This is a genomic window from Lysinibacillus pakistanensis (assembly GCF_030123245.1).
GTDB lineage: Bacteria > Bacillota > Bacilli > Bacillales_A > Planococcaceae > Lysinibacillus > Lysinibacillus pakistanensis.
In genome coordinates this window covers 2,790,009-2,806,374 of sequence record NZ_CP126101.1, presented here as the reverse complement: position 1 = coordinate 2,806,374, position 16,366 = coordinate 2,790,009, and the positions used below count along the sequence as shown (strand labels likewise).

At 34.0% G+C, this 16,366-nt stretch carries 15 protein-coding genes; 12 read left to right on the top strand and 3 right to left on the bottom strand.

Annotated elements, in window-relative coordinates:
- Positions 1-606 precede the first annotated feature (606 nt).
- A complete protein-coding gene (locus QNH24_RS13800) occupies positions 607-852 on the bottom strand; it encodes a hypothetical protein (protein WP_283868163.1) in 246 nt (81 codons plus the stop codon).
- Positions 853-1,447: 595 nt separating this feature from the next.
- On the opposite strand from QNH24_RS13800, the gene QNH24_RS13795 reads away from it, so the two are divergent.
- From QNH24_RS13795 to QNH24_RS13780, 4 genes are all read left to right on the top strand, one after another.
- Positions 1,448-1,945 carry a MarR family winged helix-turn-helix transcriptional regulator gene (locus QNH24_RS13795; protein WP_283868162.1) on the top strand — a complete coding sequence of 166 codons (498 nt, stop codon included), beginning with the start codon at positions 1,448-1,450 and terminating at the stop codon, positions 1,943-1,945.
- Complete coding sequence (locus tag QNH24_RS13790; protein ID WP_283868161.1) at positions 1,926-3,281, top strand: serine hydrolase domain-containing protein; 1,356 nt, start codon at positions 1,926-1,928, stop codon at positions 3,279-3,281. Before QNH24_RS13795 ends, QNH24_RS13790 begins: the two co-directional genes overlap by 20 nt.
- Positions 3,282-3,415: 134 nt before the next feature.
- Positions 3,416-4,168, top strand: a complete 753-nt coding sequence (locus tag QNH24_RS13785) for a GNAT family N-acetyltransferase (RefSeq protein WP_283868160.1) — start codon at positions 3,416-3,418, stop codon at positions 4,166-4,168.
- Between the two features lie 139 nt (positions 4,169-4,307).
- Complete coding sequence (locus QNH24_RS13780; protein WP_283868159.1) at positions 4,308-5,063, top strand: CPBP family intramembrane glutamic endopeptidase; 756 nt, start codon at positions 4,308-4,310, stop codon at positions 5,061-5,063.
- A 395-nt stretch (positions 5,064-5,458) separates the two neighbouring features.
- Here QNH24_RS13780 and QNH24_RS13775 read toward each other — a convergent pair whose 3' ends face one another.
- Positions 5,459-5,905 (bottom strand): GNAT family N-acetyltransferase, encoded by a 447-nt coding sequence (locus QNH24_RS13775; RefSeq protein WP_054770722.1) that lies wholly within the window; start codon positions 5,903-5,905, stop codon positions 5,459-5,461.
- A gap of 279 nt (positions 5,906-6,184) precedes the next feature.
- Here QNH24_RS13775 and QNH24_RS13770 point away from each other — a divergent pair, with 279 nt between their 5' ends.
- The 3 genes from QNH24_RS13770 to QNH24_RS13760 all read left to right on the top strand — a co-directional run bounded on the left by QNH24_RS13770 (position 6,185) and on the right by QNH24_RS13760 (position 11,553).
- On the top strand, positions 6,185-6,523 hold the full coding sequence (locus tag QNH24_RS13770) for a DUF4288 domain-containing protein (protein WP_283868158.1): 339 nt from the start codon (positions 6,185-6,187) through the stop codon (positions 6,521-6,523).
- Positions 6,524-7,111: 588 nt separating this feature from the next.
- Entirely contained in the window at positions 7,112-9,817 is a 2,706-nt protein-coding gene (gene acnA, locus QNH24_RS13765) for an aconitate hydratase AcnA (protein WP_283868157.1), read from the top strand.
- Positions 9,818-10,008: 191 nt separating this feature from the next.
- Positions 10,009-11,553, top strand: a complete 1,545-nt coding sequence (locus QNH24_RS13760) for an S-layer homology domain-containing protein (RefSeq protein WP_283868156.1) — start codon at positions 10,009-10,011, stop codon at positions 11,551-11,553.
- 634 nt (positions 11,554-12,187) lie between these two features.
- Here QNH24_RS13760 and QNH24_RS13755 read toward each other — a convergent pair.
- The gene (locus QNH24_RS13755) at positions 12,188-12,772 is read right to left on the bottom strand and encodes a DJ-1/PfpI family protein (protein ID WP_283868155.1); all 585 of its coding nucleotides are present in this window, start codon (positions 12,770-12,772) and stop codon (positions 12,188-12,190) included.
- A gap of 141 nt (positions 12,773-12,913) precedes the next feature.
- Here QNH24_RS13755 and QNH24_RS13750 point away from each other — a divergent pair, with 141 nt between their 5' ends.
- From QNH24_RS13750 to QNH24_RS13730, 5 genes are all read left to right on the top strand, one after another.
- Positions 12,914-13,360, top strand: coding sequence for an Lrp/AsnC family transcriptional regulator (locus QNH24_RS13750; protein WP_283868154.1), 447 nt, complete (start codon positions 12,914-12,916; stop codon positions 13,358-13,360).
- A gap of 285 nt (positions 13,361-13,645) precedes the next feature.
- Positions 13,646-14,134, top strand: a complete 489-nt coding sequence (locus QNH24_RS13745; RefSeq protein WP_430675510.1) for a sigma-70 family RNA polymerase sigma factor — start codon at positions 13,646-13,648, stop codon at positions 14,132-14,134.
- Entirely contained in the window at positions 14,127-15,074 is a 948-nt protein-coding gene (locus tag QNH24_RS13740; RefSeq protein ID WP_283868152.1) for a DUF3221 domain-containing protein, read from the top strand. The genes QNH24_RS13745 and QNH24_RS13740 overlap by 8 nt, the downstream gene beginning before the upstream one ends.
- Positions 15,075-15,451: 377 nt before the next feature.
- A complete protein-coding gene (locus tag QNH24_RS13735; RefSeq protein WP_283868151.1) occupies positions 15,452-15,775 on the top strand; it encodes a hypothetical protein in 324 nt (107 codons plus the stop codon).
- A complete protein-coding gene (locus QNH24_RS13730) occupies positions 15,768-16,172 on the top strand; it encodes a hypothetical protein (RefSeq protein WP_283868150.1) in 405 nt (134 codons plus the stop codon). The genes QNH24_RS13735 and QNH24_RS13730 overlap by 8 nt, the downstream gene beginning before the upstream one ends.
- Positions 16,173-16,366 lie beyond the last annotated feature (194 nt).

Sequence of the window (16,366 nt, the reverse complement as noted above, 5' to 3'; positions counted from 1 at the left end):
AAAATTTGGACAGGGGATTTAGTATGGAGTGTAGGAAGAAGCGTGCGGAATATCATGTTAAAAAAGACTGTTATATAGCATGGATGCTGAAGAAAACTTTCTAACAGAAATAAAGGAAAATGGTGAGATTGAAAAAATTGTTAATTTTACATACAATTTAACTATCTTAAGTAAAGGGAGATGAAAATCCTCTTTTGGGACAGCCTCAAATATGTACTAACAGTGTAGACGAAAACTGAAAATTAAAAATTTTTATAAATTTATATGTATATTACATATATGGGATACTAATATTGGGGTGATTTTTAATGAATAGTATAAACAAATTAATAAAAGATAGAGTATTTTGGGCATCCGTTTTTTTCTTTCTAATGTTGTTACTTATTCTTAATATGCAAACCAATTTAAGTCTTTTAATAAAAATTACTGTTGCATTATTTTTATCTGGATTTTTCTTCTTCATAAAATATAAAAAGTAAAAAATGAATGGTGTAATATGGGGAATAAAATAATTAGAAATCAGTTTTTAATTTCGCATGAATAATCCAACGTTAATTCGTTCAAGTGGTCGTCCCGAATGATATTTGCGTGTATCTTCAAACCTTATCACACCGCACGCCATCGTGTTAAAGCTGATTTTGCTCGATGAATTCCGACTTGGTCGATATGGCAGCCTACATCTTCAAATAATTTATGTGAACATTTTCCTTTTTCATATTCCGCAATTGCTATTGCCTTAAATTCATCTGTGTATGTTATCCCTTTTTCACTAAAGCTTTTAAATAAGAATGTGCCTTGAGTATTTTTGTCCTTGATCAGTAAATAGTTTCTTTGATATAAGTTCTGCTCCATCCAGTTGTTATGTTCATCATAAATAAAAGTCCCCTGTAAGAGAGATTTTTTTAAGTGTCTATCTTATAGGGGACTTTATAATAAGTATCGCTCTTTATTTATTCTTTGAGAGGATTTTTATCAGAAATTTATGTAAATTGATGCTTATCTGTACTTAAACTTCCATGAAAGAACGTAAAAATCTTTCATTTTCAGTGGCGTAGCGTTGATTTTGCGCTATGGATGGCTAACGGATGCTTTGGTTTAATAAGGCTCATTTAATTGATCAATTCTTTTATAAAAATCTAGAATGATTAACTCCATTTTGAACAATCTTTTCAAAAATGGAGTTTTTGCATTTACTGATAAAAGGTTGAAAGGAATTTTTTAATCAATCTTTATTCTAAAGCTAAAATGTAGAACGTGTGAATGCCTATCCTAAATTTAGAAGGGAGTGAAGGAGGAAGATAAAAAAGGATTATAAATAGTTTTAGTTGGTAAGTCGATTAGATTAATTTCTTATTTCATTAATTAATCTTGCTTTATATTAAAGTTAAGTTTATAATTAATTTAAATTTATTGTGAAGCTAATTTTAATGTTAGAGGGTGTAAACACATGAAAAGTGATGATGGAGATAAATTATTTAAACTCGTTACCGAAATTAACGAGATGCATTATGAAATGAATAAAATCATTATTAAAGAATATCAATCTCTACTCGATGATGATTTTTCTAATAATCAAACGATTCTAATGGATATTGTTAAAAAATTTGAAGCAATTTCTATTGGAGAAATTGCTCAACTAATGAAAATAACATCAAGTGCTGTTGGCCAAATTGTTACGAAGCTGGAAAATGAGGATTACTTAATGAGGATGATAAACCCCAAAAATAGAAGGGAAATACTTGTGCAACTAGCAGATAAAGGATTTCAATATTTTGAAAAGGAAGAAAAAATAAACCGTGAAATTGTTAATCGTTTTTACTCAGAAATGGAATTGAGTGAAATGGAAGAACTTAAAAAAATTCTTACAAAGCTAAGTAAGATTGTAGAAAAAAAATGTACAAACCAAAATTGGGAGGAGACTAATCTTGACCAACACAAAGGTTAACTTAGAAAGATTATTCAATGATATTAAGGAAAGAGAATTGTTAAATGGTACAGTTCTTGTCGCTAAAAAAGGCGAGATTTTATACGAAGGAGCTTTCGGTGATGCTGAGTTGTCAACATATCGTCCATTAACATCACGATCTGTTTTCAATCTTGCATCTGTTTCCAAGCCAATTACAGCAACCGCAATTTTATTACTCGTTCAGGAAGGTAAGCTAAATCTTGATGATGCGGTCCAGAAATGGATACCTAATCTTCCTTATGAAGGCATTACGATTCGACATTTACTTAATCACACGAGTGGACTCCCTGATTATTTAGATCTATTTGAAAAGTATTGGGACAAAACGAAAATCGCTGACAATGATGATTTACTCATGTATTTAACCAAATACAAACCTGAGCGTTTATTTGTACCGAATGAGCGTGTTGAATATAGTAATACTGGCTATATTTTACTTGCAATTATCGTGGAACGTGTAACTAACATGGGTTTTTCTGTTTTTTTACAAGAAAACATTTTTAAACCACTTAATATGACTTGCACTCAAGCCATTGGAGTTAGAAAAGAGAATATTGAGATTGATGATTATGCATACGGTTATGTCTACGATGTGTACGCAGGTAAGTATATATTGGCAGATGATTTTGAGGAGTCAAAAATGGTTACTTATTTAGATGGAATGCTTGGTGATGGTGGCATTCAATCAACTGTTAGAGATCTCTATCTTTATGAGCGTGCTCTAAGCGCAGGGAATTTAATCAATGATAAATTACTACAAGAAGCTTATAAACCAGCGGTGACAGAAACTGAAACACCATTTAAATATGGTTTTGGTTGGATCTTGGAGGATGATAAGGAAAAAGGTCAAATAATTTGGCATAGTGGCGGTTGGCCAGGTTATGTTACAAGCCTTAGACGCTTCATCAATCATGATATTGTCGTTATTGTACTAAGAAATAAAGAACATGATTTCGATTTTGACCAACATATATTACTTGCAATTGAGCAAGCTGCTTTCGATGAGCCTTATGAACTTGCCGAGGAAAAACCTCCTTTAGAACGTGCCCAAGCTATTTCGTTAGACATTTTAAAACGTCTTGTCGGTAATTATGCACTAACAGAGCATCCAGATTTAATCATTCATGTTTTTTTAGAAAATAACAGACTCTTTATCAAGTTTCCTGGTTCAATGAAACTCGAACTGTACGCTAAAACAGAGAATAGTTTCTTCATAAGAGGACTATCAATAGATGTTGATTTTACAACAGAAGGCAGTAAGGAATTAGTAAGAATTGTCGATGATGCCGAATTACGGACTGCAGAACGTCAATAAGTAACTAACAAAACTAATTTTGATTTTGGAAAAGATTAATAATCGTTAATTTAAATAAGAAATTTTTTGAGATATTCGGATAATTGTGAGGAAAATATTAAACCGAATTAAGTAAATATGAAGAAAGGTTATAGATGATGGATAAGAAAAACACCATAGTAACATTAAAAGAATGTCCGGATTTAGAAGACGAATTTGACAAGCTACATCATATAGGATGGGCAAAGTTTATGAAAGAGGATCCAATAGGAGCAAAATATTGGGGTAATTTATATTCATGGTTTCCTGAATTTCAATATATTCTCTTGAATGAAGAATCAACACCTATGGCTTGTGGTAATTCAATACCTTTTGATTGGGACGGTAATGAAGATAACTTACCATCAGGATGGGATGGAGTCTTTGAAAAAGGAATATTAGATTACCAAGATAATATATCACCTAATTCATTGTCAGCCTTAGCCATTGTCATTCATCCTAAATTTAGAGGTAAAGGTCTCAGTGAGTTAATGGTAAAAGAAATGAAAGGCTTGGCTATTAAAAATAGAATTAAAAATATGGTAGCTCCTGTTCGGCCTTCCTTAAAATACAAGTTCCCACTTATTCCTATGAAAGAATATATTAGTTGGATAAGGGATGATGGTTTCCCTTTTGATCCTTGGATTAGAACACATTATAAGACGGGTGCTTCGATTATAAAGGTGGCAGAAAGATCAATGGTAATTCCAGCATCAATTGAAATGTGGGAAAAGTGGTGTGGTATGAAGTTCCCCACTTCAGGAAGCTATATTTTAAATGAGGGGTTAGTGCCATTGGAAGTAGATAAGGCGGCGAATAAAGGTGTTTACATTGAACCGAATGTTTGGATGAGACATCATTTAGGTTAATATACTGATTCCAATCGGTACTTCAATTCATCTTCTTAATGAACTACTGTTTGTTCCTACACGAAAGGGCACGATTGCTTAACCACTTAGATTTTAAATAATTTTATTTTCATATAATATAAAAAGGCGGCGAAGATTTGTGGTTTTTGGTCTATGGTTAATAATTATTTTTACTTTAATATACGAACCGTTTATAGGATACTTCGGTTATCAAAAGTTTAAATTTGCTGTGAAAGAAAACCCGAATACAAGATTTAAATATTATATAAAACTTATTATAGGTCTTTGGATTCCTACTATTTCAATAATATTATTAGTGTTTTTTACAGATTTAGATTTTAAAGATATTGGGCTTGCTTATCCAAATTTTAATACAAAAACATTAGGAAACGTAATAACTTATTCGATATTTGTTATTGCAATACTATATTTATTAAGTATTTTATATTATTTCATTTCCTATCATTTAAGTGATAAATTTAGAACCAAATTCATACAAGCGAAAGAAGAACAATTAAATACAGTAAGTTTTTCTGATATAATCCCTGTTACTGGTAAAGAGAAAAAACTATGGAATTATGTTTCATTAACAGCAGGAGTCACAGAAGAGATTATATATAGAGGTTTTTTAATCTTTGCTTTATCTTATATATTTCCTAATTTTTCAATTTGGTTAATTATATTCTGTTCTTCGTTATTGTTTGGACTTGCCCATACCTATCAAGGGTTACTAGGAGTGTTAAAAACAACAATCGTTGGAATACTTTTTTCGGGATTATATATTGGTTTAGGTTCAATTTTACCCCTAATTGTTTTTCATTTCCTTATAGATTATGTTGCAAAATTAGGTGACTCAAAAACAGAAGATAAGCATTTGATACATAACAAAACATGATTACAGATTTTTTGGGGAAAAATTGAAAAATAGGTTCACGTTGAAAGTGGCAAAAACGCATCATTTTGTCCCAGCCACGTTCTTACCTCCAGTCAAGTAAATTATTAATTTGTTTTTGATTTAGTTGGGGACCCCTCCAAACTAATAGGAAATACAGTGAAGAATTTAAAATAAATGGGGTTCATGTTAGGTTATATATTATTAAGCAAAAAAACATGACATACCAAATCATTCGCAAAAAAAGATTTGGATATGTGGCTATAAAAAATGATTAAACGGCTTGAGCCCTTTAGAATTCTGGGCTTAAGCCGTTTAATACAGTTATTATTATTCCCACTGTCTAGTTGACGGTATGCAGTTCAAATCGCCTTCTTGGTCTTACTTATTAATGCATTTTAAAACACTTTAACTTTCATTAAAGGAAGATGGCGGTCAGGGAACACTGAAGATGGAGTAGAGCCAATGTTCTTTGCTCCCATTTTTAAATAAAAACCTTCTGCATTAGGTTCACTATCAAGCGTAAATTCGTTTATTCCTAACTCCTTAGCTTTATTTAATAAATGATCCCATATCGTTCTTCCTAATCCTTTACCGATATGAGTAGGATCAATGAATAATGCATCTAATTTCCGTTCATTAATAGTAAAGCTATAAAATGCTACTATGTTGTTATCACTCTCCATTAAATAAACTGGATTTTCTCGTATGTACTCTTTAGTTACAGTCAAATCATCTTTACATTGTTTTAGAAAATCTTCTGTATATCCCCAGTAGGCTTTTGACTTATAGGCTAAATCGCTTAATATGTTACAATCTTTTTCTTTTGCACTTCTAATTAACATGATAATTCCCCCCGGTAAGTCATTTTTTCTTTACCACTTTGCTTGGTAAATATAATTTAAATTCCATAATTTACTTATATCATAAATCTTAAAGTTAAAAAAATCTGAAATAGGATTTCCTACCGAATATCTAGATAAAACTCTTAATGAAATTGAAAAAGGTGAAAAAGCTGGTAATGCTGCTAAGAAGGCAAAAAAACTACTGACAGATGGCCTTTTTAAAAAATAAATTCTGTATTTCTCATTAAGATTATATATTATATAAAAAGAGGTGGTTTTTTGTATAATCTATTCTCGGTTAAATTGTTATTTGAATCGACAGCGACATCTACAATAAATCCTGCTAAGATATTTGAAGAGAGAATTTTCTTAGTTAAAGGAGGAAGCTCAGAAGAGGTATGTAGCATCGTAAAAAAACATTTTGAGCCAGAGACATATGAAAATGCTGATGGTGGAATCAACAAAGTAGAATTAGTTAAGATATTAGATGTTTTTGAATTAGTTGACGATTTAAGTGAATCTTTAAATTTAAAAGAGGTTTACAGTCGATATATAATATTTGAAAATCCTTCTACTACAACAGAAGAGGCAATTGAAAAATATTCTTTAGACAAATAAGAGTAAAGCCAAAGCCCAGGTACTCAATTAATTTAGAGCCTAGGCTTTTTTGTGTGATTACATTTTATCTAAAGCTTTATTCATTTGCTCTTCATTAGATTTAACAGCTTCACTATCCACAGTCTAAGAGTAAGAATGATAAATATTGATGCAGCAATGATTAAATACGCATATAAAAACGTAAAAAATATGATATTGGTTTTACAAAAATTATAAGTTGTTGTAAATCAGTTTTTTTGTTATATTTTTACTATTAAATAACCTGTCCAGATGAAAAGATTTATGTCTATTTATTATTGAGGTACACTTTTAAAAACATAACGTGTACCTCAATTCGTACCCCAGTTAAATACATTTAGATTCATTTAGTTAGAAAGGTATAAAAAATGTCCTTCCTGCAAACCCTTCATCTTATGCATATCTATAAAATTAGAAACATCAGGTTAGAAACCAAGGTCATAAGGATTACTTATCAAAAAAGATAATATTAATGTAATTTACTTATGAATATAAATACGTTATCATGGGTATTGGAGAAAAGTTGCTTTACACAGGCCTTTTCAAAAAGATATTTAGGGGGATCCGCAAATGGCACAAGGTAATTTACACAACAGCCGCGCATCATTCGAAGTAAATGGTAAAACTTACAATTACTATGACTTAGCTGCGATTGAAAAAGCTGGCGTTGCAAAAGTTTCAAACCTTCCTTACTCAATTAAAGTATTATTAGAATCTGTTTTACGTCAATATGATGCGTATGTAATCAAAGAAGAGCACGTAAACGAATTAGCAAAATGGGGTAACGGCGCTGATCCAGAAGCTGAAGTACCATTCAAACCTTCTCGCGTAGTATTACAAGACTTTACTGGTGTACCAGTAGTTGTTGACCTTGCATCTCTTCGTTCTGCAATGAAAGAAATGGGTGGAGACCCAAGCAAAATCAACCCTGCTATTCCAGTTGACCTTGTAATTGACCACTCTGTACAAGTTGACAAATATGGTAATGCAACTGCATTACAAGCAAACATGGACCTTGAATTCGAACGTAACGCTGAGCGTTATAACTTCTTAAAATGGGCTCAAACTGCTTACAATAACTTCCGTGCTGTACCACCAGCAACAGGTATCGTTCACCAAGTAAACCTAGAGTACTTAGCTCCAGTTGTACACGTTAACGAAAATGCTGATGGCACATTCGAAACATTCCCAGATTCAGTAGTAGGTACTGACTCTCATACAACTATGATCAACGGTATTGGCGTTCTTGGATGGGGTGTAGGTGGTATCGAAGCTGAAGCAGGTATGCTTGGTCAACCTTCATACTTCCCAATTCCAGAAGTTATCGGTGTTAAATTAGTTGGCGATCTTCCAAACGGAACAACTGCTACTGACTTAGCATTAAAAGTAACACAAGTATTACGTCAACGTGGCGTAGTTGGTAAATTCGTTGAGTTCTTCGGACCTGGCGTATCTAAATTACCACTAGCTGACCGTGCGACAATCTCTAACATGGCTCCTGAATATGGTGCTACATGTGGTTACTTCGCAATTGACGAAGAATCATTAAACTACATGCGTTTAACTGGTCGTGACGAAGAGCACATCGCGGTTGTAGAAGCTTACTTAAAAGCAAACCACATGTTCTTCGATCCAACATTAGAACCAGTTTACACTGACGTATTAGAAGTAAACTTAGCTGAAATCGAACCAAACCTTTCTGGTCCAAAACGTCCACAAGACTTAATTCCACTATCTCAAATGCGTTCTCGTTACAAAGAAGCAGTAGTGGCACCACAAGGTACACAAGGTTTCGGTTTAACAGAAGATGAATTTGCAAAAACTTCTGTAGCTAAATTCGCTGAAGGCGATGTAGAAATTCCAACAGGTGCTGTTGCAATTGCTGCTATCACTTCTTGTACAAATACATCTAACCCATACGTATTAATAGCTGCGGGCTTAGTAGCGAAAAAAGCTGTAGAAAAAGGTCTAACAGTGCCTAAATGGGTAAAAACTTCTTTAGCACCAGGTTCTAAAGTTGTAACTGGTTACCTTGAAGATTCAGGTTTACAAACATACCTTGACCAAATCGGTTTCAACACTGTAGGTTACGGTTGTACAACATGTATTGGTAACTCAGGTCCATTATTACCTGAAATCGAAGATGCAATTAAAGAAAATGACTTATTTGTAACATCAGTTCTTTCTGGTAACCGTAACTTCGAAGGTCGTGTACACCCACTTGTAAAAGCTAACTACTTAGCTTCACCACCACTTGTTGTTGCATATGCACTTGCTGGTACAGTGGATATCGATCTACAAAAAGATTCATTCGGTAAAGACAAAGATGGTAACGAAGTATTCTTCGCTGATATCTGGCCATCAACTGAAGAAGTTAACGCAGTATTAGGGACTGTTGTTAACCGTGAATTATTCCAAAAAGAATACGAAACTGTATTCACAGCGAACGAAAAATGGAATGCAATTGAAACATCAACTGAGTCTCTATACACATTTGATGAAAAATCAACTTACATCCAAAACCCACCATTCTTCCAAGGTCTTGCAAAAGAGCCAGAAGCTATTAAAGGCTTAGACGGCTTACGCATTATGGCGAAGTTTGGTGACTCAATCACAACTGACCATATTTCTCCAGCCGGTGCAATCGGTAAAGATACACCTGCAGGTAAATATTTAATTGAAAACGGTGTTGCAATCCGTGACTTCAACTCTTATGGTTCTCGTCGTGGTAACCACGAAGTAATGATGCGTGGTACATTTGCAAACATCCGTATCCGTAACCAAGTTGCTCCTGGTACAGAGGGTGGATTCACTACTTACTGGCCAACAGGCGAAGTAGAATACATCTATGACGCATGTATGAAATACCAAGAGCAAGGTACTGGCTTAGTAGTACTTGCTGGTAACGACTACGGTATGGGTTCTTCTCGTGACTGGGCTGCGAAAGGTACATTCCTACTTGGCGTGAAAACTGTTATCGCACAATCTTACGAGCGTATCCACCGTTCTAACTTAGTAATGATGGGTGTTCTTCCACTTCAATTCATGTCAGGTGAATCTGCTGATACACTAGGCTTAACTGGTAAAGAAGAAATCTCTGTAAACATTACTGACAATGTAAAACCACGTGAAATCTTAACAGTAACTGCTAAATCTGAAGACGGCACAGTTAAAACTTTCCAAGCTTTAGCTCGTTTCGATTCAGAAGTAGAAGTAGATTACTACCGTCACGGTGGTATCCTACAAATGGTTCTACGCGCAAAAGCTGCTGAGTAATCATTTTAAAAAAACCGATCTCCTTGGAGGTCGGTTTTTTTGTATTTCCAAAAGCTTAAAAGTTTACAAATTATCTACAACTATAAATATTAATTATTCAAATTGCTCCAACATATAGCAATCTATCATAAATTTGTTTATAATTAATAATGTTATACATACATAACGGAATTAGTAGAGGAGATCATAAGATGAAAAATAAGAAAAGAAAATTGTATACAACAACTGCAGTTGCATTAGCAGTAACAGCGGTAGCAGCGGTACCTGCATCAGCGGCAAGCCCTTTTTCAGATGTAAGCGAAGACCACCCACATTTTGAAGGAATTTCTTCACTTTATACAGCAGGTGTTTTACATGGTTATAGTGATGGTACATTTAAACCTTCACAAGCTGTAACACGTGGTCAAGTTGCCAAAATACTTGTCAATGCTTTTGGACTTGCGACAGCGGATACAGCTTCTGTAGAAAAACAAAACTTTAAAGATCTTAACAAATCAAACGAATATTACAATGCTATTAAGAAATTAACAGCAACTGGTGTGGTGAAGGGGTATGATGATCATACATTCCGTCCTTCTGAAACTGTGACTCGTGGACAAATAGCTGTGATGATTGCACGAGCATTAGACTTAGATGCAAAAGGTAAAAGTCCGTTTGTGGATGTTCCAGAGGGTAGCTCCTATGCTAATGCTGTGACAGCACTATATGAGGCAGGAATTTCAACAGGGGTTTCTGCTACAGAATACGGTGTCAATGAAAAAGTAACACGTGGTCAATTAGCTACTTTAATTGTCAATACATTGGCAGCAACATCAACGCCATCAACGCCATCAACACCACAGCCAAGCGCTTTAACATTAGAAGAAGTATTTAATAAGGCACTAGCTAAACAACAAGATGTGAAGAGCATGAAAGCTAGCATGACGATGACACAGGCAATACAAGTGAATGATGGAAAGGAAACAATCAAAACAAACACATCTAGCAAAATGTCAATGGATGTAGTGGTTGATCCAATGCAATTTTTCGTAGAGGGAACAGTTGCTATGACAGAGCTTGAAAGCGGCGAAAAAATGGAAATGCCAATAAAAATGTACATGACAGCTAAAGATGGAATGTATATGTATGAGGCAACACAAAGCGCTTGGCTTAAGTTCCCAACTGATATGTATGATGCAATGCTTGAACAAGCGGGCGTGCAAGCAAGTGCAGCTGATCAGCTTGAAATGCTAAAAGAATTTGCAAAAGACTTTACATTAAAAGAAACAGATAATGCCTATGTTTTGACATTAAATGCAGATGGTGAAAAGTTTACAAAACTAATTAAAGACCAAATTTCATCTCTATTACCAATGTTGGAAACAGGGGCGGCAACAGCTACAAAAGATACAGCAGAAGTACAGGCAGGAGAAACAGCAACAAAAGATACAGCGGAAGTACAGGTAGGAACAGATGAAATTTTAGCTTCATTGAATAATATGTCATTTGACAATATAAAATATCAATTAACGATTGATAAAAAGACATTTGATATGAAAAATATTGAAATTGATATGACTTTAGCAATGAATATGGCAGATGTAAAAATAAAAGTTGACCAAAAATCAGCCATCAAATATGATGCATTTAATACACTGACTACAATTACTATCCCACAAGATGTGCTGAAAAATGCGAAGGATTTATCAGAATTATCAGCAAAAGAAATGGAACTAGTTTCTTCAATTAATAAATAAAATTGGATGCAGTGAAACTGTAAAGCGGATGGTAGTGGATTATTCCCTATCATGAATGATAGAAAATATATAGCCACTTAGTATCGACTTAATCGGTGCTAGGTGGCTATGTTGTTTAGAAGGGTTGCCCTGATGTGTAAATGTACATAACAATACAAGTCCACTTAATGAATCTCTTTTCCTCAAGTTTAATAATTATTTATCCTCTTAATAAATGGAATATACATAATCCAGCATTTCAACCTTTGGATTTTTGGCAAGCAGTTGTTTAAACCTTTCTTTAATTGTACTAGGAATAAAAATAAGCGCTACTATTTTACTTAACGTATCCATATTTCAAATTTATTAATTTTGTTATGTAATTATTGCAGAGAAAGTAAATAAAATGGCTATTTGATTGAATGTGTTAGGATATGTGAGCATTTTTGGTTACATGGTAATTTTTCTCCATAGACAAGAATACCTTGTTTAAATTGTGTTCCATTAAAGGCAAAACTTATTATGAGGGCTACAATGAATTATTCTCGAATGCCATATAGGTAGTGATGATGACGATATGGTAGTAATGATTATGTTTTAAACAAAAAAGAGAATCACCGTAAATTTTTCAACGGTGATTCTTGGTGACTTACTATTATTTAAAACCCATTAAATCTTTTACTTTCCTTGTGTTAACAATTGATGTCAACTTTTCAAGTAAGGAGAAAGCTACCTCGAATGCAGTACCTGGATTGGATGAAGTAATAATATGTTCATTTTGAACAATTCGCTCGTTGACAATGTCTGCACCATAGGATTGGAGCTGTGCTAAACGTTTACTTGTTGGATGATTATAGGTCGTAGCTCTTCGGTTTTGTAGAATGCCACTATGGCCTAAAATAAGTGAGGCCACACAAACCGTAGCAATTGGTTTTTTATGTTCATCAAAGTGATGGACAACTTCTTGAAATTCTTGACTGAAGGCATCTGTATAAAAACCCGCCTCCTCAAAGCCTCCGGGGATGGCAAGAGCATCAAATTCCTCTAATGAAACTTCATGAAGTAATTTTTCTGGGACTACGTTAAAATTCCATGTACATTGCAGTTGTGGATGTAAACCGACAGTCACTACTTCTGTTGATCCATCACCCTCCCATTTATTCCAGCCTAGTACATCTGTAAAAACACTCGCTTCAACAGCCTCAAACCCATTTGCTAATAATAATAAAACTTTTTTCATGCTGATTATGCCTCCTTTATACGTTTAATTTTAGAGGACGAGGTTTCACAAGAACAGAAGTTGTATAATGTAATTATGAGAATCTGGTTTATAATATAAGGAATTTTCTTAAATCAAATTAATAAAAAAAGGTGGATAACAATGGATCAAATAGATACAGATATTTTATTGCAATTACAGCGAAATGCCAAAATTTCGATGAAGGAATTAGCGGCATCCGTTCATCTATCCTCTCCAGCTGTTATCGAACGTGTTAAAAAGTTGGAAGAGCAGGGAATGATTGAGGGGTATAAAGCAAAAGTTAATTTAAAAAAAATGAAACGCACGATTCAAGCCATTATTTTGTTTAAATCGATTGATTGTAAAAGTCTTTCGGATTTCTGCAATAACCACCCAGATGTTTTGGAGTGTTATCGGGTTGCTGGGGAGATTAGTTATATTGTGAAGCTTGCTACATATTCAGTGGAAACATTGGAGCGGTTTATCGATGAGGCAATGCCTTATGGAACGCCTTCAACTAATATTGTGCTATCTTCAACAGAAAAGAAAGTTATAGCTCCATTTTGTAATGAAAATTTAGATAAATAAGAATAGAGCAGGGAAAGTGGCTATGGGAACTGCACAGGCAAGAAGAAAAATTCCGGGGGCGGACGAAGAGAAAACCGCTCGGGTAGCCGAGAAATGTGCTGAGGTAAGGGAAAAACCTGCTCAGGTAACCGAGAAGACTTCTAGAAACCAGTTGAGGGTGGGAATCATACTGCCAGCTTTTTAGAGAAAAAATTTCAAAAAATGCAAACCTCTAGCTTGTGAGCACCGTTTATAGGGCAGAGAGGGGGAGTGAAGTTGCTTGAGATTTATGAACTCGAAAAAATTATGGAACAGCATACAGAAAGACTAATTCGACTAGCCTTTTATTATGTAAGAGATTTACAATGTGCAGAAGATATCGTTCAGGATGTATTTATTAAGTTTTATGATCATCAACAAAACTACGAAGAACGTGGAGAATTGAGGGCTTATTTATCAAAACTTGTCACCAATAAAAGTAAAGATTATTTACGTAGCTGGACATACCGTAAAATTCAGGTGCAACAGAAAATTTTTGCGAAGCAAGCTGTGATAAGAAGGGACATGCTTGTTCAGCAAGATGAACAAACATTAATTGAAAATGCAATTTTAGCTCTACCATTAAAACAGCGTGAGGTTCTAATTTATTTTTATTTTGAGGAATTACCTGTTATGGAAATTGCCGAGTTATTAAGTATTCCAGAGAGCACAGTCAAAACAAGGCTGCGTCGTGGAAGAGAGCTATTAAAGCCAAAGCTACAGCATATTGAGTGGGAGGTGCTACTGCATGAGTAAAGTGGATGTGACAGTAATAAGGGATTTATCGGAAAGTAAAAAGAGGGTTATAGGAAATGTTGTGCAGCATATAGAACAACGTGACAATAAAAAAAGAGTTTGGCGGTGGCAATATAGTGTAATTTCCGTCTTTTTTACAGCATGTATAGGGTTGTTTTTCTATTCACAATTACAATTAGATAATAAGTTACTTTTATCTTCAAATGACCTGCCAATTCTAGATGAAGATGAAATGTCCACAATGTTGAATGCATATAATCCTCAAAGTGAACAATCTCGTAATGAATTTTTTCAAACAATGATAGAGATAGACGCTTATTATGCATATGCTTTAAGTAAGGGCATTGACATAAATCATAAGTTGGAAGATAAAGAAAGACTATGGAGTAAACAGAATTTAGAAGATGATCATTTCAAAAAAAACCTTGCTAATTTAGAGCTGTCAGTGGATGAGTATGTTGAAAAATATATCGAACCTTTTAATATCAAAGGAAGCGCGAGAAATGAATTACTTAAAGATTATCAAAAGAGATATGAGAATTCCTTCCCCCTACATGCTTATCTTGGTATTAAAAAAGAGGCAATGGACTATCTTACTGCAAAATATGTTGATAGAATTTCCTATTTAAAGCAAAAATACCAATTTTCGCTCGATCCAAAAGATGCGTACGTGTCTGGCACAAAATATAAAACAGGCTATGTTGTAGCAATTGAAGGAGATCGTTTCTTAGTTGTTTCTGGGGAAGTAAAAGATTTAATTGGACATTTATCAAATGAAGAAATGATTAATCAAAAAGAAAATGGTATTTGGTATCCCCTTCATGAAGTAAAAGATAAAATTACTGTAGGAAACATGGTAAGCGTTACCTACAGTATGCAAGAGCGACTTGGCAAATATGGCTTTGTAGCTAATTTGGATGAAATTAAAATCGAAAAATAATAGAATAATAGCTTATTAATAGTGATATGCCCCAATTCACAATTGGGGCATATCATTATTAATAAGCTGTTTTTTGTGGCAAATTAAGGTACAATTATTGCAAGTAATTACAGCATTTTTATATAAAAAAAGAATGAGGGGAGTGAAGGCTTTGTTTATGCTTATGGATTTTGCAACCGCACTTCTGTTAACTATTCCTCTATTATTTTTACATTTTAAGAGTAACTACCTGGAGCATTGTAAGCGGCAGCTATTTTCTTCAATAGGCTTATTAAATTTTTTAACTATTTATTATGTGATATCCTTCGGTGATATCTTTTGGATTGTACTGGATAGGAACACTCACAATCATTAGCATCTTTATAGTGTTTATAGGTATGTTTGAAACCAATAAAAAAGTCATTGTCTTCCATCAGCAAGTAATGCAGGATGTTGAGGATAGCACTGACCGTCAGCTTTATTTAATCGAACATACAATAACCCCAGCTACATTACTAGGTTTATCAGATCAAATAGAAAAAGTGAGAGGTGGACAAGAACGGGCATTAACCTTACCGTGGAGAAGCAAGGTAATTGTGACGATAGACAATAGGGCACAGAAGGAATTCACTTATGTAAGGTTATACGATGGGTGGAAGCTAGATGGCATTTATGGAGAAAGTTATACAATGGATGCTGATAGGAGTACAGAGAATGATTGATTATTTTGAACGGATTGTGCGCTTGACTGATTTGGAAATCTGGTCAATCCGTATTGAGCAAATACATTACTACTTAGTCATTGTGGATGAAAGAAGGAAGGCGTCAATTGAGGAATTAGATTTGCCAGATGCTATCATTGATGAAGATATTCAACGGACAAACTATGTATCAGTGAGCATTTTTTCTGAAATCAGCGTAAAAGAGGAACATATAGAAGTTTTAGATGATTATGTTAAGCGTTTCACAGATCATTTAGCACTTGCCCATTGTAACGTAGTCGTTAAATTTTATTTGGAGCAACCTGAAATTGCAGTAGATCGATTGTTGTTACAGAAATATGGTTATAAATTAGCAGATATACCATTAAAAAATTTATGGCATTTGAATCAAGAATAATGAGAAATTAAGGCTATAAAAAATGGTTGGAAAATAAAGCAATCGGAGGAGCATGCCCAACTTATACAATCAATGATAATACATATTAGCAGATTAGATAGTATGCTGAGAGAGGAACTAATTTAAAGGCTAGTAGCCCCGTTTTTGCCGTGAATGATCTTAATTTACAACAAATTCCAACCCCTTTATCAGAA

Bases quoted from the DNA above. Each gene is read 5' to 3' on its own strand.
- QNH24_RS13735 (WP_283868151.1), top strand. From the start codon at position 15,452: ATGTTTGAAACCAATAAAAAAGTCATTGTCTTCCATCAGCAAGTAATG.
- QNH24_RS13795 (WP_283868162.1), top strand. From the start codon at position 1,448: ATGAAAAGTGATGATGGAGATAAATTATTTAAACTCGTTACCGAAATT.
- QNH24_RS13800 (WP_283868163.1), bottom strand. From the start codon at position 852: ATGGAGCAGAACTTATATCAAAGAAACTATTTACTGATCAAGGACAAA.
- QNH24_RS13775 (WP_054770722.1), bottom strand. From the start codon at position 5,905: ATGTTAATTAGAAGTGCAAAAGAAAAAGATTGTAACATATTAAGCGAT.
- QNH24_RS13760 (WP_283868156.1), top strand. From the start codon at position 10,009: ATGAAAAATAAGAAAAGAAAATTGTATACAACAACTGCAGTTGCATTA.
- QNH24_RS13730 (WP_283868150.1), top strand. From the start codon at position 15,768: ATGATTGATTATTTTGAACGGATTGTGCGCTTGACTGATTTGGAAATC.
- QNH24_RS13740 (WP_283868152.1), top strand. From the start codon at position 14,127: ATGAGTAAAGTGGATGTGACAGTAATAAGGGATTTATCGGAAAGTAAA.
- QNH24_RS13750 (WP_283868154.1), top strand. From the start codon at position 12,914: ATGGATCAAATAGATACAGATATTTTATTGCAATTACAGCGAAATGCC.
- QNH24_RS13745 (WP_430675510.1), top strand. From the start codon at position 13,646: ATGGAACAGCATACAGAAAGACTAATTCGACTAGCCTTTTATTATGTA.
- acnA (WP_283868157.1), top strand. From the start codon at position 7,112: ATGGCACAAGGTAATTTACACAACAGCCGCGCATCATTCGAAGTAAAT.
- QNH24_RS13785 (WP_283868160.1), top strand. From the start codon at position 3,416: ATGATGGATAAGAAAAACACCATAGTAACATTAAAAGAATGTCCGGAT.
- QNH24_RS13755 (WP_283868155.1), bottom strand. From the start codon at position 12,772: ATGAAAAAAGTTTTATTATTATTAGCAAATGGGTTTGAGGCTGTTGAA.